The sequence below is a fragment of the Acinetobacter sp. SA01 genome (genome assembly GCF_011319235.1).
GTDB lineage: Bacteria > Pseudomonadota > Gammaproteobacteria > Pseudomonadales > Moraxellaceae > Acinetobacter.
On record NZ_WXXM01000004.1, the window covers coordinates 1 to 17,832 of the forward strand.

17 protein-coding genes are annotated in these 17,832 nt (G+C 39.9%); 14 read left to right on the forward strand and 3 right to left on the reverse strand.

Annotated elements, in window-relative coordinates:
• Window positions 1–268 precede the first annotated feature (268 nt).
• The 6 genes from GTU69_RS05355 (at window position 269) to GTU69_RS05380 (ending at window position 7,110) form a co-directional block, all read left to right on the forward strand.
• The gene (locus GTU69_RS05355; protein WP_166168788.1) at window positions 269–1,066 is read left to right on the forward strand and encodes a hypothetical protein; all 798 of its coding nucleotides are present in this window, start codon (window positions 269–271) and stop codon (window positions 1,064–1,066) included.
• A gap of 139 nt (window positions 1,067–1,205) precedes the next feature.
• Window positions 1,206–1,916, forward strand: a complete 711-nt coding sequence (locus tag GTU69_RS05360) for a phosphopantetheine-binding protein (protein WP_166168789.1) — start codon at window positions 1,206–1,208, stop codon at window positions 1,914–1,916.
• A 129-nt stretch (window positions 1,917–2,045) separates the two neighbouring features.
• Window positions 2,046–2,690, forward strand: coding sequence for an RluA family pseudouridine synthase (locus tag GTU69_RS05365; protein ID WP_166168790.1), 645 nt, complete (start codon window positions 2,046–2,048; stop codon window positions 2,688–2,690).
• A gap of 143 nt (window positions 2,691–2,833) precedes the next feature.
• Window positions 2,834–5,671: an RNA polymerase-associated protein RapA gene (gene rapA, locus GTU69_RS05370; RefSeq protein ID WP_166168792.1), complete on the forward strand. Its 2,838-nt coding sequence runs from the start codon at window positions 2,834–2,836 to the stop codon at window positions 5,669–5,671.
• A 139-nt stretch (window positions 5,672–5,810) separates the two neighbouring features.
• Window positions 5,811–6,077, forward strand: a complete 267-nt coding sequence (locus tag GTU69_RS05375) for a PAAR domain-containing protein (protein ID WP_166168794.1) — start codon at window positions 5,811–5,813, stop codon at window positions 6,075–6,077.
• A gap of 154 nt (window positions 6,078–6,231) precedes the next feature.
• Window positions 6,232–7,110 carry an alpha/beta hydrolase gene (locus GTU69_RS05380; protein WP_166168796.1) on the forward strand — a complete coding sequence of 293 codons (879 nt, stop codon included), beginning with the start codon at window positions 6,232–6,234 and terminating at the stop codon, window positions 7,108–7,110.
• Window position 7,111: 1 nt separating this feature from the next.
• On the opposite strand, the gene fabR is transcribed toward GTU69_RS05380, so the two are convergent.
• A complete protein-coding gene (gene fabR, locus GTU69_RS05385; RefSeq protein ID WP_086195526.1) occupies window positions 7,112–7,807 on the reverse strand; it encodes an HTH-type transcriptional repressor FabR in 696 nt (231 codons plus the stop codon).
• 139 nt (window positions 7,808–7,946) lie between these two features.
• Here fabR and GTU69_RS05390 point away from each other — a divergent pair, with 139 nt between their 5' ends.
• From GTU69_RS05390 to GTU69_RS05420, 7 genes are all read left to right on the forward strand, one after another.
• Window positions 7,947–9,017: a ferredoxin reductase gene (locus GTU69_RS05390; RefSeq protein WP_166168798.1), complete on the forward strand. Its 1,071-nt coding sequence runs from the start codon at window positions 7,947–7,949 to the stop codon at window positions 9,015–9,017.
• A 14-nt stretch (window positions 9,018–9,031) separates the two neighbouring features.
• The gene (locus tag GTU69_RS05395; RefSeq protein ID WP_086195524.1) at window positions 9,032–10,126 is read left to right on the forward strand and encodes an acyl-CoA desaturase; all 1,095 of its coding nucleotides are present in this window, start codon (window positions 9,032–9,034) and stop codon (window positions 10,124–10,126) included.
• 595 nt (window positions 10,127–10,721) lie between these two features.
• A complete protein-coding gene (locus GTU69_RS05400) occupies window positions 10,722–11,204 on the forward strand; it encodes a type IV pilin protein (protein ID WP_166168800.1) in 483 nt (160 codons plus the stop codon).
• Window positions 11,198–11,674 carry a prepilin-type N-terminal cleavage/methylation domain-containing protein gene (locus tag GTU69_RS05405; RefSeq protein WP_166168802.1) on the forward strand — a complete coding sequence of 159 codons (477 nt, stop codon included), beginning with the start codon at window positions 11,198–11,200 and terminating at the stop codon, window positions 11,672–11,674. Before GTU69_RS05400 ends, GTU69_RS05405 begins: the two co-directional genes overlap by 7 nt.
• A complete protein-coding gene (locus tag GTU69_RS05410) occupies window positions 11,649–12,071 on the forward strand; it encodes a prepilin-type N-terminal cleavage/methylation domain-containing protein (protein ID WP_166168804.1) in 423 nt (140 codons plus the stop codon). Before GTU69_RS05405 ends, GTU69_RS05410 begins: the two co-directional genes overlap by 26 nt.
• 11 nt (window positions 12,072–12,082) lie before the next feature.
• Entirely contained in the window at window positions 12,083–12,784 is a 702-nt protein-coding gene (locus GTU69_RS05415) for a type II secretion system protein (RefSeq protein ID WP_166168806.1), read from the forward strand.
• A 13-nt stretch (window positions 12,785–12,797) separates the two neighbouring features.
• The gene (locus tag GTU69_RS05420) at window positions 12,798–14,282 is read left to right on the forward strand and encodes a hypothetical protein (protein WP_166168808.1); all 1,485 of its coding nucleotides are present in this window, start codon (window positions 12,798–12,800) and stop codon (window positions 14,280–14,282) included.
• 482 nt (window positions 14,283–14,764) lie between these two features.
• Here the strand turns inward: GTU69_RS05420 and GTU69_RS05425 are convergent, their stop codons facing one another.
• Window positions 14,765–15,412: an HAD-IB family hydrolase gene (locus GTU69_RS05425; protein WP_166168810.1), complete on the reverse strand. Its 648-nt coding sequence runs from the start codon at window positions 15,410–15,412 to the stop codon at window positions 14,765–14,767.
• A complete protein-coding gene (locus tag GTU69_RS05430; RefSeq protein ID WP_166168812.1) occupies window positions 15,379–16,587 on the reverse strand; it encodes a DUF1615 family protein in 1,209 nt (402 codons plus the stop codon). Before GTU69_RS05430 ends, GTU69_RS05425 begins: the two co-directional genes overlap by 34 nt.
• An 82-nt stretch (window positions 16,588–16,669) precedes the next feature.
• Between GTU69_RS05430 and dusB the strand changes: the two genes are divergently transcribed.
• Complete coding sequence (gene dusB / locus GTU69_RS05435) at window positions 16,670–17,695, forward strand: tRNA dihydrouridine synthase DusB (protein WP_166168813.1); 1,026 nt, start codon at window positions 16,670–16,672, stop codon at window positions 17,693–17,695.
• Window positions 17,696–17,832: the final 137 nt, after the last annotated feature.

Below are 17,832 nucleotides of genomic sequence, written 5' to 3' on the forward strand. Positions count from 1 at the left end.
TGGTGGCTGAAGGCGTAGGTGGTGTGGTAACTCCCTAATGGTTTTCAGCCACCTTTTTTTCAAGCGAATTTCTTATCCGCGATTCAGGTTAATTAATAGATTGTATATTGATGAAGAAAATGAGTATGGAACGTATAGATTAATTTAAAAAGCCCAATATGTGTTAATTGGGCTTTTTAACAATGTTTAAGTGTTTGAGTTATATTTAATTAAAAAAGATATTTCGTATGACGTATATTATGCTAATTTTAGGAAAACTTAATAATTAATGACTGATTTAAAAATAGAAAATTACATGTTCGATGAAAAATCTTTATATGTCGCTTTCACGATTATTTACAATGATCTTTTAACTTATGACAACAATCTCAAAGCACCTATTGAGGATATTCAATCTTTTATTTACAAATTACAAAATGTGCGAAATGTTTTTGTATCTTTAAAGAATTTGAAAGATATGTTAGATAACAAGCTACTTAAAAGTTTTGATAAATCAGCAACTAAAGCTCTTAAAAAACAATTAGATTTTGTAAATTTTATTCGAAATAAATCAATAGCACATTTAGATTTAGATTTATTAACAAGAGCTAGTCAATGGTCACCACAAATTTTTATTGCTGATCATGAAAAAGATTCAAAACAAATTATTTTAGAATGTTATAAGGCTTCTATTGAAGCTTCAATCAACGCATATATAGCAATGCATAAGCAAGAAACGTTTAAAAATGAAATAGATCTGTATTATCCACCAGATGCTGAACAATTTTTTAAATTTCTAGAAAATGCAATTCAGAAATCTCTTTCATGGTTAAATGAAAGATTAAATTTTCTTGCTGGAAAATTTACAAGAATTAGTGTGAGAGAAGAGCTGCAATTGTACTGCATAGCAGGAAGCACAAATTTTAATTTAAATGAGCCTTTATCTTTAGGTGAAGAAATTACAGAAGAAAGATTAAAAGAAATACAGCAAGGATTTGTATCTGGTTTAAATAAACATAATCTATTAACACCTGAATTAGAGAGCTTTAATCAAAAGTTGTATGAGGTATTCAAGACAATTTTATAAAAACCTCACTCATTTAACATACTGGTGATTATACGGAATTGACACAATAAACATTGGTGAGATCGAAGTGTTCTTCAAATCGATGCTAAACTAAAATAGTATAAATCATCATGCTATTTTATATTTATAAGAGTCTCCCATGCTGTACTCCATGCCCAAAAAAATCCAACTCGCCCTCTCCCAAGCCAAATGGCAGCTTTCAGCAACTGAATCGGTTTTAGTGTTGGTGGGATTGCACAACCTAAGGATGATGGCAGGCATACAAGACAGCGACCTCATGACCCATCTTGTTCAGATCACCAATAAAGCCAAAGCTTTAGATATTCCGATTGTTGATTTGTATGGCGATGACCTGATGCAGGGCATGCAGCAACTCGGTGAATATGCATCATCACATCCCCAACTGATTTTTGCCGGGCAGGTCACGCCGATGCTCAAGCAAATATTGCCGCATCTACAAAGTGTCACCGAGCAAATCTGTGTAGTGGACGATGCGATTTTATTGTCGAATCAAGATCAGCATATTCAATGGATTGATAACATTTCGGCACAAGGTTTGCATCACATGAATAGCTATAGTTTGACTAGATTATGGGATTTAAGTGCACCATCCAATTATGTGCTTTCCACCAAAGGAATTATGCTCGCGGTTGCAGAGCAACTGAACATGGATGCTCTGGAAATTGATCCTGATGTCGATCTGAAACAATACGGTTTGGATTCTGTCGCTATGGTCACCTTGGTGGGTATTTGGCGAGCGCATGGGGCAAACATTACGTATGAAGATCTCTTAAAACACAATTCACTACATGCGCTGGTCAGCTTTGTGTTGCAATCAGCACGTTCATAACACGGGATTGAAATAATTTTTGAGCAAAATCGGAAAAACCGTCACCAATTCGAATATTGTGCATTGTAATTCTGCGCCAAGCTTTCTATCATTGCCGCCTTGTTTGCGCGATCAGCCTGGGATTGAACATTGAGTAATTTTCTAACCGAACATCTGATACATCGTGATGAAGATTTTATGGTCATTCATAAGCCTGCAGGTGTACTCACCGTTCCCGGCAAAACCGAAGATTTACAAGATTGCGTGATCAACCGATTATTAGAAATAGAACCCAAAACACTACTGATTCACCGCCTGGATCGTGATACTTCAGGCATTCTGGTGTTTGGCCTGAGCAGATGGGGGCAAAAAACCATTTCCCGCCAGTTTCAGGAACGTCAAACCGACAAAACCTATCAGGCGCTTGTAGCAGGGCATCTTGAAGGGGAAGGCACGGTTGACGTACCTGTCGTCTATGATCCTGAACGTCCACCTTTACATATTGCCGATCCCAATCATAACAAGCCTGCACTGACCCATTGGCAGGCCATCGAACATTTTGAAATTCAGGGACAGGCGGTGACGCGGGTCAAACTTAGCCCGATTACCGGCCGTTCCCATCAGCTACGCGTGCATATGCAATATCTGGGTCATCCCATTATTGGTGATACTTTATATGCAACTCCTGAGCAGCAACTGATGATGCCGCGTCTGTGCCTGCATGCTGAAAACTTAAGTTTTTATCATCCGCAAACAGAACAGCTGATGGAGTTTTATGCTCCAGTTCCTTTTTAAAGTAAAAACTTTTTAATCCTCATAGATTTTGCGCACTTTTTAGTGGGCTTTATGTCAAAATATATTGCTTAAAGACCTGGTTTTTTGCTCAAATACCAAGCAGATTTTGGGCTTGAAATTAGTGTCCTCATTTTTAGATAAAGGTGGAAAAATTGCATCAGTTTGCTATTGGTCAGCGTTGGTTATCAGACACGGAAACAGAACTCGGTTTAGGGGTTCTTATAGACGTAGATGAAAGATCGGTTAGCATCTTATTCCCAAAAAGTGATGAAACACGTGTCTATGCACGTAATAATGCACCTTTATCACGTATTGTGTTCAATGTGAAGGATGAACTACAGGATCAGGAAGGCACCAAATGGACAGTTGAGTCTTTGGAAGACCGTCATGGTGTAGTTCGTTATAATGTGGTGCGCAATCTGGAAGATGGCTCAGAAGAACGTAAGTCACTCAACGAAACCCGTATTGGTGCGACCATCCAGCTGTCTAAACCGCTTGACCGTTTGCTGGCCAGTCAGGTCGACTATAAAGAATGGTATGACCTGCGTATTGAAGCTTTACTGATGCAAGCCAATATGAAGAACAGTCCTCTGCGCGGCATGGTCGGTGCGCGTGTAGGCCTGATTCCGCACCAGCTTTATATTGCCCATGAAGTGGGACAGCGTTTTGCACCGCGTGTCTTACTTGCTGACGAAGTCGGTTTGGGTAAAACCATTGAAGCGGGCCTGATTATTCATCAGCAACTCAAAACATCGCGTTCTGAACGTATCCTGATTCTGGTGCCAGATTCACTGCAATATCAGTGGATGATTGAAATGCGCCGCCGTTTTAATCTGGAATTTTCACTGTTCGATTTGACCCGTACTGCATCCATCAAGGAACATGATCCTGATCTAAACCCATTTCTGACTGAGCAGCGCATCATTGCTTCTGTTGATTTGATGGTGGATCACGAAGATTTACGTGAACAGGCTTTAGAAGCTGGTTTTGATCTGCTGGTGGTGGATGAAGCACATCACCTGATGTGGAGTGAAGAAGAAGGCGGTAATGACCGTTACGATTTGGTTGAAGAACTGGCGGAAAAAACCCCGGGTGTGTTACTGCTCACGGCTACTCCAGAACAACTGGGTGTAGAAAGCCATTTTGCCCGTTTACGTTTGCTCGATCCGCAACGTTTCAGTTCACTTGATCGCTTCCTTGATGAAGAAGAGCAGTATCATCAGACTGCAAAAATTGCTGAAGTGCTGATGTCAGACCTGCCTTTGGAAGAAGGGCATTTAAAAGCGATTGAAGGCTTGTTGGGGCATGGTATTCAGGATGAGCCGGAACAGCGTTTCCGTGCTATTCACGAATTATTAGACCGTCATGGTACCGGCCGTATCTTATTCCGTAATACCCGTGAAGCGATTCAGGGTTTCCCGGGTCGTGACTGTCAACCGGCACCTTTACCAGCACCTGCAAACTGGTCAAAAGACGGTAAGCTACGTGAACAGATGTGGCCGGAAGAAGCACAGCTCGATGGCGCATGGATGGAACATGATCCACGCGTGATGTGGCTGATGGAAAAGCTGCGTACTGATCTTAAACACAAAAAAGTCTTGCTGATTGCGCGTAGTGGTCCTGTAGTGGAAGCACTGGAAAATGTGCTGCGTTTACATGCTGGTATCCGTACTGCCATGTTCCATGAAGGTATGAGCCTGCTTGAGCGTGACCAGGCAGCGGCTTATTTCGCTGAAGAATCTTATGGCGCGCAAATTTTACTGTGTTCTGAAATTGGTTCTGAAGGTCGTAACTTCCAGTTTGCCTCTGACCTGGTCTTATTTGATTTGCCTGCGAACCCGGATGTGCTTGAACAGCGTATTGGTCGTCTGGATCGTATTGGTCAGGAAAACCGGATTCAGATTCATGTGCCTTATCTGGTTGGTACAGCGCAAGAGCGTATGTTCCGCTGGTACAACGAAGGCTTAAATATTTTCAGTAATATTTCCCCGACGGCACAAACACTGCAAGAAAACTTTATTGTGAAATTAAAAGACTGTTTATTGGCAGACCTAGGCCAGCAGTTTGAAGATTTGCTGGAAGAAGTCAGTGTTCAGCGTGAAGCGCTGGAAGCTGAATTGCAGGAAGGCCGTGACCGTCTGCTGGAATACAATTCTTGCCGTCCAATTGTGGCGCAGGAAATTGTGCAGGCGCTTGAAGATTATGACGACAACACCACTTTGCCGATGTTTATGAAACGCTTTATGGCGTCGACCAATATCGATTTTGATGAGCAAAGTAACGGTACGGTGATCATCAAGCCGACTGATCAAATGCAGGTTCAAGGCTTGTCTTTGGATGAAGAAGGCATGACTGTGACTTTCTATCGTGATCAGGCGCAGGTTCGTGAAGATGCCCAGTATTTAACTCTTGAGCATCCATTCACTGAAAGTGTGATGGAAATGATCAATACTCAATCTTTTGGTAGTACCAACGTTGCGGTATTAAAATCAGCAGCCTTGCCACAGGGTTCGGTATTGATGGAAGTCTGGTTCAAGGTGGATGTGGTTGCACCGAAGGCATTGAACCTGCCATCCAGCTTGCCACAACAGTTGATTCGTGTATTGCTCAGTGAAAAAGGTCAGGATCTCTCTGAAAAGATTGCTCCGGAAATCCTGAAACCCTATTTGCATCACCTAGATGGCAATAGCTGCCGTCAAGTGGTGAAAGCACGTCGTGAAGTGATTGAGCAGCGTTATGCACAGGCCTTGGAGATTGCCAAATCTGCATTGCCAAACTTCAAGCAGCAGGCAAAAGAAGTTTATGGCAATAAATGGCAATATGAAATTGACCGTTTAACTTACCTGAAGCAATTCAACCCAAGTATCCGTGAAGATGAAATTTCACGCTTACAGAAATTCCAGAAAGAAGGCTTGAGCTTGTTGGATGGCTTATCTGTCACACCGGAAGCCATTCAGGTGATGGTGGTAGTTAAACCATAATTTGGAATTGAAACATAAAAAGCACCTGTGGGTGCTTTTTATGTTTAAGATGAAGGGGTTCTGAATCATCTAGCTTAAAATTCAACTCATGCTAAAATAAGAAAATAATTTTTATAAAGAAAGTACAAGAAAAATAACAATGGCAAAGTCTTTAGTTACCCTGGGTTCTATAACCTCGCACGGCGGTATAGTTTCGGAATGCGATTCTTCTTTTATCATAAATGGAGTGGCTGTGCATTTGCATGGCATGAAGCATTATTGTCCGAAATGCCAAACTGTTGTGTCCGCGATTGCTGCTGAACAGTCAACTACTGTGAAAGGACGTGGGGTGGTGATTGCAGGTGATAAGACAACTTGTGGAGCGACTTTTTTAGGTAGTCAGTTTCTGGTGGTTTCGCGAAAATAAACCGCAGCAGTCAAATCATTTGGTGTGCAGAATTCTGTAATTAAGCCTTCTGACTTGCAAGTCAGGGAGTTAAGCATTTAGTGATTTCATCCAGGCCTGCTTTTGCTTAAGCTATCGCACTACTACGGGAACAATTTTAACAAGAGCAGCTTGTATGGCAGATGAATTATTCAGAAAAAATGCAATTCATTTTACTCATGCCAATGGTATTCCTTCGGCTAGTTATCAGAAGTTTTTTCGCTCTTTTGAAGAAGAATTTGATATTAAAGCTATTCCAGTGATTGGAATGAGTCCTGAATATCCCGTCACTTATACATGGACACATCTGGTGGATCAGGTGATTGCAGACATTGAACAACAGTTTCCAAACCAGCAGGTGATTGGCTTGGGTCACTCATTTGGTTCTTTGCTCACTTTAATGGCCGCCTATAAACGCCCTGATCTGTTCTCACAACTGGTGATTATGGATCCACCTTTTGTGATTGGCAGCAAGTCAGCTATTTTTGAAGGCTTGCAAAAGCTCAGGTTAAAAGCCGTGGATAAAATCACGCCTGCAGCGATTACGCTTAAACGCAAAGATCATTGGCGCAGTTTTGATGAAGCGTATACATCTTTACGCAATAACCGGCTGTTCAAAAATTTTGCTCAGCAGTGTTTCGATGATTATTTTGCTCATGCTATTACAGAAGATCAAAGCAGAGGAGGCGTGACCTTAACTATTCCTAAAGCCATTGAAGCAGAAATTTTCAGAACCGTTCCAGCCTGGTGGTGGCGTACACCACGTCAAGCACCGCAAATGCCTGTACATTTAATTACGGCAGAACAGAGTCACTTTTATAAACAGGGCTTGCCGCAAGGAATGAAAAAAATCTATGGAATTGAGTTTAGTGTGGTTGAAGGCGGACATATGTTTCCTTTAGAGCAACCTGAAAGCATATCCCAATCAGTGAAAAAAATTATTTCAGCACAGCAAAATATTGAATGCATAGTGAAGAATCCATATGTGTATTCTTCACGAACAATAAAATTATAAATTACCGGATTTTCGCTTCATCCAGATGGCGTGCACCTTCTAGAATCATCCGAATCATGATCATGGTTTGTTCGGCAATTTCCTTACGTTCCTTCGCAGAGATATCAATCACTGTTGCACCCATATTAAATACCAGCTGGGTAATGGCTTTTGCGGCGATATCGGGGTGAGAAAGCCTGTTGTTATTGAGGCGTTCCAGGCGAATGAGATCTTCCTGTAATTCTTGCTGGAAATAATTTAACTGGCGTTCAACCGCTAATTTATATGAAGCGGAGCCGGTATAGGCTTCACGCAGCAATAAACTTAAATTGCCTTCATCTGCATCTAACTGTTCAATAAAAACTTCGACTGAACTGCGAATAATGCTGTTTTGTTTGGAGGCCTTTAAGCGCGCTTGGTGCAAAATTTGACGCAATACAATCCCGGCACGATCAATCAGCTCAATCGCAAGTTCATCTATATCTCTAAAATGCCGATAAAAACTGTTGGGCGCAATGCCGGCTTCACGCGCAACTTCACGTAGGCTCAAGGAAGAGATGCTTTTTTGCGGTCCAATTAAGTTCAATGCAGCTTGAAACAGCTCTTCTTTGGTAATGGTTGCTTTTCGTCCTACAGTACGGACGGTCACCGGTTCATGAACAACATTCTGTTTATCAACAGGAGCATCAATATTTTTTTTGATTGAAGACGGGTTCATATTTTTCAAGGGATTAGAGATACGAAAACATTATAACGGTTGCATTGCAACTTGGGAAATGAATAGAAACAATACAAATATATATACAAGTATATATACATGTGTATAATAATTAAAAATCGATCGCGTGGTACTGACTATGCATGTTGTAGAAAAAATGAAAAAATCTCCCCTAAGTTCACTGGCTGAAAGCGTTATTGACCAGTACGCAGCTGATTTCTGGTTGCAAAAAATCAATCCCCTTTGGTCAGTCAATCAGGCCTTGGGTAAAATTGTCCAAAAAGAAAATTCTGCGCAAAATATGATGAGTTTAACCATTCAGGTGAACCGTCATTTTAAAATGGGGCAAGCAGGGCAGCACCATCCGGTTTTTGTGGAAGTCAACGGTGTTCGCTATGAACGTAGCTATAGTCTGACGCAGCTTGATACTCAACATGTCTTATTAACAGTTAAAAAAGTTGATCAGGGCAAAGTCAGTTCCTGGCTGGTTGAACATGCTCAAGTCGGCGATATTCTTGAATTTGGTCAGCCTTATGGGGACATGCTGTTACCAGAACAGGCTCAACCGATGATATTGCTTGCGGCGGGTAGTGGTATTACCCCAATGTTAAGTTTACTCAAAGCACTCTCTAAAACAGATCGTATGACTCAAGCACCGATCCAGCTATTGTATTGGGTTAAGCAATATGCTGATGTTGCTTTTAAAGCACGTTTTGAACAACTGGCTGAACAATATCCGAATTTTTCTTTTCAGGTTTTTTATACCCAGGAAGAAGATGCGGGCAAACGTTTAAACCAAGAACACCTGGCTTTGGTGAATAATATTGAAAATAGTCTGGTGTATGCCTGCGGCCCATCCGGATTTGTTGCACAGGCGGAACAGCTGTTTGCAAATGCACAGAGTTTCAAAAGTGAAGCTTTCAGTATGACCCCGGTTGAAAATTCGGATATTGGCTTTGTGAATATTACTTTGCTCAAATCCAATAAAGTACTGGTCATCCCTAAAGGCCAGTCTATTCTGAGCAGTCTGGAACAACAAAATATTAAACCTACTTATGGTTGTCGCATGGGCATTTGTCATAAATGTGTGTGTAATAAAGTTGAAGGTTCAACTAAAGATCTAGTGAATGGTAGTCAAAATTCCGAACCTGGTAATTTATTAAAAATCTGTGTCAATTCAGCACAGTCTGACCTTGTCATTGATTTATAAGTGAGATAAATATCATGAATATGCCTGTTAAAATAGAATATTTTAAAAATCCGAAAAATGGTGAGCTCACACAATCTCAATTAGATGATTTGGCTCGTGAACTGGATGCGATTAAACAAGAAGTGCTTGATGATATCGGCGAAAAGGATGCGAAATATATCCGCCGAGTTTATTCAACCATCCGTTATGCTTCCATTGCCGGACGTGCCTGTTTATTTGCAGGCTGGTTCCCGCCAGCATGGGTATTAGGTACCGGTTTACTGGGCTTTGCCAAAATCATGGAAAATATGGAACTGGGGCATAATGTCATGCATGGTCAATATGACTGGATGAATGATCCTAAATTCTATGGTCCAACGTTTGAGTGGGATATTGTCGGGACAGCAGATAACTGGCGCCAAACCCATAATTATAAGCACCATACCTATACCAATATTAAAGGAATGGATGATGATATTGGTTATGGTTTACTTCGTCTGTTTCCTGAGCAGCGCTGGAAGCCGGGTTATTTATTGCAGCCAATTTACAGCATTCCATTTTGCCTGCTGTTCCAGTGGGGCGTAGCTATCCAGAATCTTGAAATTGGTAAGGTTTGGAAAGGACGTAAATCTAAGGAACAGGCCAAGAAAGAATGGCAACCCATGCAGAAAAAAATTGGTAAGCAATTGTTTAAAGATTATGTGTTCTTCCCGTTGATTGCCGGTCCAGCAGCTTTACCTGTATTTACAGGTAACCTGGTGGCGAATGGTATCCGTAATATCTGGACATTCAGTATTATTTTCTGTGGTCATTTTACTAAAGATGTGGAAGTGTTCCCGAAATCGGTACTGGAAAATGAAAGTCGCGGTCATTGGTATATGCGCCAGATTCGTGGCTCATCAAACTTGACAGGTTCAGAGGCATTCCATATTTTGACCGGTCACTTAAGTCATCAAATCGAGCATCACCTATATCCGGATATTCCGGCGCGCCGTTATCGTAAAATGGCGCCTAAAGTTCAGGCAGTTTGTGAAAAATATGGTTTAAATTACAATAATGCCAGCTTGGTTAAACAGTATGGCAGTGTGCTTAAACGTATCGTTAAATATGCTTTTCCATTCAAGAAGTAAATAAAATTTAAATAGATGGGAAGATCATTTAAGTTGTGAAAGCGATTTGAACTGCGATAAGACGCGATTTTCTCATCTAGCCAAACTCTTAACTAAAAGTGACTTTGAAAGAGTCACTTTTTATATTTGAGGAATAGGTCAAACATTTAACTCATACAGTAGACTGTTTCAAAAAATACTTTTTTAATTTATTGTAAAATTTTGTTTAATTTTTTTCAAAAAAAACATGAAATTTATTATTTTGAGCATTTTTGCTATTGTTAATATTTAAAAATTAAAGTTAATAAAAAAAAATCTCTTATACACATCTTGTTATAAAAATACTTGCAAACTATTTAGCTAAAGAATTTATATATTTTTTATACATTTTTTTCATCCTGTTGAAAAATAAAATAAAATTATTGATTCAACATATTTTATAAAAGCTAAATATAAGTAATTATTTAATATTTAATGTAATTTAAAATAATAATCATTATTAATAGTGTTAATAAAATTTTGTTTGTAAAACAAAAAATGAGCATTTCTACAAATTAAACCTTAATTGTTTTATGGTATTTTTACAGATAGTTACAGACTGTAAGAGATTAATAAAATGTATATAAATAGAAAGAATACTCATCAATCTACGCAGGTCGGTTTCACACTTATCGAATTAATGGTCACTGTTGCAATTATTGCGATTTTAGCAGCAATTGCACTGCCGGCTTATGGGAATTATATCAAAAAAGCAAGAGCTAATAATGCTGGGTCTGATTTAGTCACATTAAGCCTGATGATGGAAAATGCTTATCAGAAAGCATTAAAGTATCCAATGGATCCTGTTACAGCTACGACTACCGCTACGACTACGACTGCTGATACTAAAACTTATATCAGTAATCAGACTGGTATCACCTGGACACCTGCAGAAGCTGCTAATTTTAATTATACAATGAGTATAACACCCACTACTTATACACTTACTGCTACGGGTATAAATGGTACACAGAGTAACGGCTGTACCTTAACGCTTACTAATACCAATACAAGAGGTATGCCAAGTACGACGGGCTGTGGTGGTTTAACCTCATGGTAAGGGCTTACAAAGGGGTAACCCTAATTGAACTGGTTATTGTGATTGCTATTTTGGGAATTTCAGCAGCTTCATTAATTCCCTTGGGAGCGTCATGGGTAGCCAAAACCCAGGTTGAGAAAACCCAAAAATTGCTGGTTGAGGCTTATAACAAAGCCACCACAGAGGCAATAAAAAATCCAAATGGCAAGCTGCAAACAGATACTAATCCAATGGTTGCAAAACTTACGGTAACGAATGGTAGCAGTGGTGCAGAAGGTGTCATTAACGTTAAAGCATCCGATGACAGCACTGTTTTATGGAGTACAAAATATCCTGCGGCTGTCTCGATAACGTTAAATGCTTCTTCTGGTTCTTCTTGTACAGCTATTCAGTTAAATAACAATGCTGCACTCATAGATACAACTTGTACTGGTGGCTATACAATATCTCGCTCAGGAGTTTCTAATGTTACAGTTACAGCACAGTTCTAAATATCAGCATCAGGCCGGTATTACACTGATCGAAGTGCTGATTTCTTTACTATTAATGGCGATTATTGGTTTAGGTGGTGCTTATATTGCTGCGCGTACTGCTGTTGTGCAGAGGGATGGCAATATTCAAATTCAGACCATTAACAAAATGCGCCAAATTGCAGTGAAGGCAGATACTTCAAGCTGTGTTGATACGAGTAGTATTACAATTAATGGAACAAGTGTTACTACACCATGTACCTTGACTTCAGCCACCTATACGGTCAATGCATCAATTAATAGTAGTCCACCGCCTACATCTCCACCTTATTCGGCAAGCGTTACTGTTCAATCACCTTCCATACAGGTAAGTAGTTCGAATACGTTTGTTCCTATTAAATCAGTGATTTCTCCCTGAAGGTGCTTAAAATGAACAGTACATTAAAAAAACAGCAGGGGATGTCACTGATTGAGATTATGGTTGCTCTCACCCTCTCTTTAGTTATTATTTTAGCGATATTAAGAGCTTATGTTTCTTTGGGGTATGTTTCTGCTGAAACGACACGCGGTGCCAGCATTGATGCCAATATTATGAAAGGCTTGATTGTTGCTGACCGTATTTTGCAGGGAGTGGGTTATAACATGACTGTACCTACAGATTCTTATGGGAGTGCTAGTGATAAATTAATTCAAGCTTACTCAGGTACAGCAACAACCAGTTTAAATACTAATGCTGATGCAATTGTATGGAAATTATCAAGTGGCAATTGCCAAGCATTAAAATCTGAAGGTAAGAGTTTAATTTATTATCTTGGTACAGATGGTGCAGGATATAGCTGTACGACGTTAGCACTTCCTTCAACAACCACGCCTCCACCTTCACAAACGTTAATTTCCGCTGCTCCTGATATGCCAAGCAATGTGGCTCCAACTGTAGGGAATATATCGTTAAAAATTACTAAACTAAGTGGTATCAATATATGTACCCCTTTTGGTGTTAAATACACTTCTGCAACGGCCTCTGGCGGAAAGTATTATGTAGAAATAACAGCCAATATTTATTCTACCAGTACTAGCACTACATCTTCTACAATTAGTAACTCAACCTGTTTATTTAATCTTACTACCTAAAGGAGCACTTAATATGCTGAATGATCAAGTTTTTCGCACTGTGCGTCTTCCTGTTGGTGGTGGAAAAATGCATAAACAGGCTGGGTTTGCTTCTATTTTGCTTATTTTATTGATTGGTCTTGCCTTAACTACTTTGGTTATCGGTATGGTCACGTCTTTACGGAGTTTGCAAGATAGTTCACTGACAACTCATGCGCAAACTCAGGCTCAGATTAAGTCGGCGATTGGCTATCAAGCTTTAACTGGTTTGTTAAAACCGTTGTCCGCTACGCAGATTGCTCAAATTAATAATGGCGTGATCAAAGATAATGGCTCCCCAGCAGCGACGATCGCAACGTATAAAGTAGTGACTACAACAGAAGGTTGCCCTGACAGTACAGGCGGTAAGAATTATTTTTGTTATGACATAACCGCAAAAAGCGGTGGTGCTTCTTCCGTGGTTCGGGCAATTTATACAGATATAACAATAGGAGGTGGTGCTTTTAATGGTTCAATATTTGCAGGGGGACTACAAGTAGGCCAAGTGAGAAATCTACAGGGTAATCAGACGATACAAGTAGGAAATGCTGGGCAAGGTAACGGTATTGTTTCAGGTAATGGTAGTAATTCTTATACAGCAGAGGATTTTTTTGATCAAACTGGTTTTACAGTACAGGCTTACCAGCCAACAACTTTTTTAACCGCTGAGGAAGTACGTCCTTATGCAAATTATATTTTTTATGCCGATGGCACTTGCGCTAAAAATAATCTTTATAGTGTCAATACTGCAGGTACTGCAGCAACTATTACTGCGGAAACAACACCAGCAATGACTATTACTATCGGATCAACATCTGTAGCTTGCAACAGTATTCCTGGTATTACGACCAGTGGCAGTGGAAGTAGTAAAGCATGGACAATTGATGCGGGTAATTCATTATTACCGGTAGGAGTGCTATGGTTCCAGGGTACAGTTACTATTGAATTAACTGATACTCGTGATTTAGTTAACACGATCATTGCAACCGGTATTATTAATGTTTCTAGTGAGAATGGGGGTAGTACCAATAAGGCTTATGCGCCCAACCATTACAATTTGGAAGCCGAAACCAACCTTGATACAAAAAAAGCCAGAATATGTGGTTCAAGCTCAACTGGCATACCGACACAATATTGCGATACGACGGGTACGCTTAAGGCACTGGATACAGAACTGGCCAAAATTGCAAATATTTTATTTTTAAGTAATAGTGACATAAATTTTAAAGTAAAGAATAAAAAAACTATGAGCCTTTATGGAAATATTATGGGTTCAGGTGGAGCGGGTGGTACAGGATTTTCTTCTGGTAAATTTACTGGTACAGGGGAGATTAATGTAAAGGGTAATTTATCCTTTACGGGAACGGGTATAACTGCAACGAATGGTAATGTTAACGTAACATTAAATAGTGGGAACAGTAGTGGGAATGTTACACCTAGTAAAAAAGTAATGATTTTATCTAGTTTCCGTTATATGTAAGGCTTTATGGGGTGACTTAAACGGATTCAACAAACAAGTACGACAGCATAAAAACCAGCCTAACCTCACTGGGTGCATCCCAGCCCAGTGATTTTTTAAGGAGATTATTTAGAGCGGATTTATAATAGCCCCAGCATTAGAAAGTCATCGCAGCTCACAGAGCGATTTTCTTCTCGTCCATATTCACCCAAAACTCCAGTAAGAAAAAGCACTTTTGGTAAGTTTCCATCTTAAAGGAATATTGTCGCTCGTATCTGAATTTTTGTGCACTAATTTCATCAGCTAATCGAAATCGACTGTTAGATGTGGAATCAGCAACTAAATACTGTCCTTATTTAGGGCTTGAATAAATGATCTGTATCTATGGAATCTGGGTTTTTATCTACTGCTTCAGATCAGATGATTGAAGTTTCTTCTATCACACATGTATGTCGTAAATTCCATGAGCTGCATATGAGCTGGGACATTAAAATTGCTGAAAACTAAGCCAATTTTTTATGATTTAAAATGTTTGGCAAATGATCAGGTCCACCAACCATGTAGCCATGATCAGCAAGCGCAAGCATTTCATTATCCTCATGACTATTTCCATAGGCATAAATCACAGCATAATCAGCTAAATGATATCTTTCTAAAATTCGTAGTCTTTTCTGTTCCGAACTGCAATCGGGTGTGGTGTATTGTCCTGTATAGATATTATTGAACTGTTCAGTATGGGTGCAAATTAAATCAATATTTAATAACTCACAGACAGGCTTGAGATAGACATCGACCGATGCCGACACCAATACAACATCATCACCTAAGGCTTGATGCTGCTTAAGCTGGTTAAGTAAAGGCTGATTTAATTGATTCATTAAATTTGCTGCATATTCCTGTGCCATTTGTTGTAGTTCTAAGGCATTGGCATTGCTAAACATGGCACGAAACAATTTGGAGCGCATGGCAGGGGCAGAATAGATATTCAAATAATAAGCTTGAATCCAGGGCAGAATTTTTATGCCTTGTTTAACGATATGACGTTTAGATAAGGCGTAAAAGATAAACCCTGTAAAACTGTCCTTTTTACACAGGGTTCCATCAAAATCAAAGAGCGCTAAATTTTTATTCTTTTTGCCCGTTGCATACATGATTGATATCTTCCATTTACGCGCGTTGCAAACCAGTTGGTATTATAATCACGACTCAGTTTAGGGCCGGAAATGACCACTTCAGGCATAATAGCATAAATTGGCTCTTTGCCTGTTTTCTCTTGGTAGAGCTTGGTTACCGCACGATAAGTTGCCGTATCTTCGAAACTTTTCTCTTTTTCTTTTTTTAAGTCAGAACGAATCTGTCGTGGTGTAACCAAAATATTATTGGCTGCAAATACACTAATCAGTTCACGTTCGGACTGACTGGCTGCAGAACGGACTGAGCCATCCTTAGTGTAAAGCAACAAATCACCATCCAGGTCAAGCTCTGTTGCCGTCAAGTCATTGAGCATGCTTTGAAAAGCTGCGTTGCGACTTGAATACATGCCAGAGTTATAATCTGCAAAACGATAAATCGCTTTGTCATAATCGGCAGGGTACATCATCAAACGGTGGATACCGTAATACAAACCGCCATATTGACTATATAAATCAGTACGTAATTCGGCCATGTTACCACCTTGACGTTTATGTTCTTTGGCATAGCCAATATGAACCTGCATGGAACCTAAAGTGGTAATCGGATTTAATTTTTCGTCCATGTCTTGACCGACCAGTTTGGCTGCACCAGTTAAGGCGCTGACATGATAATGTTTTGACATATAGTCAAAAATTTCACGATAGAGTTCATCTAATTCACGCTCGGTTTTCACGCGACGCATTTGACTTAAATAATTATTTTCAGGGGTGGGCTGATTTTTCAGAACCTGCTCAAAATAACCGGCCATGGTTCCGCCCAGAGTATCGCCCAATTTATCTTTAAATTTTTCATCCAGACGATCTTGAACTTCCTTCACTGCTTTTTCACCTAAACCGGGAACTTGCGGGTCAGCAACGAAGTTGGATTCCTGATCCACCACAGCCACAATACTGCAAATATTTTCTTTGGTTTGGGGAATGCCGAGCTGATCGGTAATGTCGTAAATGTCTTTGGCCCAAGAACTACGGTCATTAACACGTGGTGGGATAAGACGTTTGACTTGATCTTCTTCTAGAGTTGGTTCATTGTTTTTTGACCACCACGAACTATCCCCACATGCCACTAAGCTAAGAGACAAAGCCAGAATACTCAAAGATTTAAACCGAGATGAAGTAAAAAGAGTTTTTTTCATAATGATGAAAACATGTTCCAAAAGGATGAGCCCATACAGCAGATGCAGTATACTATGCCAGTCGAAAAAGTGATGAATTTATATGTATATTGGTCCATATCAACTGTCAAATAATTTAATTGTTGCTCCCATGGCAGGTGTTACGGATCGTCCCTTCCGGACGTTGTGTAAATATTTTGGTGCAGGCCATGCCGTCAGTGAAATGATGACTTCGGACCAGACCTTACGCATGAGCAAGAAAAGTCTGTACCGTGCCAATTTTGACGGCGAACTTGCTCCGATATCCGCGCAGATAGCCGGTTCTGAACCCGACGAGCTGGCAGAAGCGGCACGCTATCAGGTGGCGAATGGTGCACAAATTGTTGATATCAATATGGGATGCCCGGCCAAAAAAGTCTGTAATAAATTAGCAGGTTCTGCATTATTAAAAGATGAAGATCTGGTGGCACGAATTTTAGATACGGTGGTTGCGGCAGTAGATGTCCCTGTGACTTTAAAGACCCGTTTAGGATATTTAAATGGTCATGAAAATATCCTGCGGGTTGCTAAACGTGCCGAAGAAGCCGGGATTGCCGCATTGGCACTGCATGGTCGCACCCGTGAAGATATGTACTTGAATATGGCACGTTATTCTTTGATTAAAGAAGTCAAAGAAATGTTGAATATTCCAGTCATTGCCAATGGTGATATCGATAGTCCTGAAAAAGCCAAATATGTGCTCGATTATACGGGTGCGGATGCTGTGATGATTGGACGTGCAGCACAAGGTCGTCCCTGGATTTTCCGTGAAATAGCACATTATTTAAAAACAGGTGAACAGCTGGCTGCGCCAAGTATTGCTGAAGTGAAAGATGTGTTGTTGGGACATTTATCTGAACTTTATGATTTCTATGGTGAATACTCAGGTTGCCGTATTTCTCGTAAACATATTGCCTGGTATACCAAGGGTTTACGCTCAAGTAATGAATTCCGCCAGAATATGTACAAGGTTGAAAGTACGGCTGAGCAGTTTAATGTGGTGGAAGACTATTTTAACCAGCTCCTTGCTCAAGGTGAAATTATGAGTGACGTACAGGTGGAGCAGGTGAATTTGCTCGAAACCAGATAATTTTTATTGCTCCAATTTAAATAGATTACTGCTCTTTATTACAAAGAATTTCAGCAAAAAAAGAGTAGTAACTTTTTCTTTATCAAAACTTTTTTTCGTAATTTGTATAAAAAATATTCAAAGAATTACATGTGAAA

Coding starts and splice junctions, on each gene's coding strand:
- GTU69_RS05420 (WP_166168808.1), top strand. CDS start 12,798: ATGCTGAATGATCAAGTTTTTCGCACTGTGCGTCTTCCTGTTGGTGGT.
- GTU69_RS05400 (WP_166168800.1), top strand. CDS start 10,722: ATGTATATAAATAGAAAGAATACTCATCAATCTACGCAGGTCGGTTTC.
- GTU69_RS05405 (WP_166168802.1), top strand. CDS start 11,198: ATGGTAAGGGCTTACAAAGGGGTAACCCTAATTGAACTGGTTATTGTG.
- GTU69_RS05390 (WP_166168798.1), top strand. CDS start 7,947: ATGCATGTTGTAGAAAAAATGAAAAAATCTCCCCTAAGTTCACTGGCT.
- fabR (WP_086195526.1), bottom strand. CDS start 7,807: ATGAACCCGTCTTCAATCAAAAAAAATATTGATGCTCCTGTTGATAAA.
- GTU69_RS05415 (WP_166168806.1), top strand. CDS start 12,083: ATGAACAGTACATTAAAAAAACAGCAGGGGATGTCACTGATTGAGATT.
- GTU69_RS05380 (WP_166168796.1), top strand. CDS start 6,232: ATGGCAGATGAATTATTCAGAAAAAATGCAATTCATTTTACTCATGCC.
- dusB (WP_166168813.1), top strand. CDS start 16,670: ATGTATATTGGTCCATATCAACTGTCAAATAATTTAATTGTTGCTCCC.
- GTU69_RS05395 (WP_086195524.1), top strand. CDS start 9,032: ATGAATATGCCTGTTAAAATAGAATATTTTAAAAATCCGAAAAATGGT.
- GTU69_RS05425 (WP_166168810.1), bottom strand. CDS start 15,412: ATGTATGCAACGGGCAAAAAGAATAAAAATTTAGCGCTCTTTGATTTT.
- GTU69_RS05360 (WP_166168789.1), top strand. CDS start 1,206: ATGCTGTACTCCATGCCCAAAAAAATCCAACTCGCCCTCTCCCAAGCC.
- GTU69_RS05410 (WP_166168804.1), top strand. CDS start 11,649: ATGTTACAGTTACAGCACAGTTCTAAATATCAGCATCAGGCCGGTATT.
- GTU69_RS05355 (WP_166168788.1), top strand. CDS start 269: ATGACTGATTTAAAAATAGAAAATTACATGTTCGATGAAAAATCTTTA.
- GTU69_RS05430 (WP_166168812.1), bottom strand. CDS start 16,587: ATGAAAAAAACTCTTTTTACTTCATCTCGGTTTAAATCTTTGAGTATT.
- GTU69_RS05375 (WP_166168794.1), top strand. CDS start 5,811: ATGGCAAAGTCTTTAGTTACCCTGGGTTCTATAACCTCGCACGGCGGT.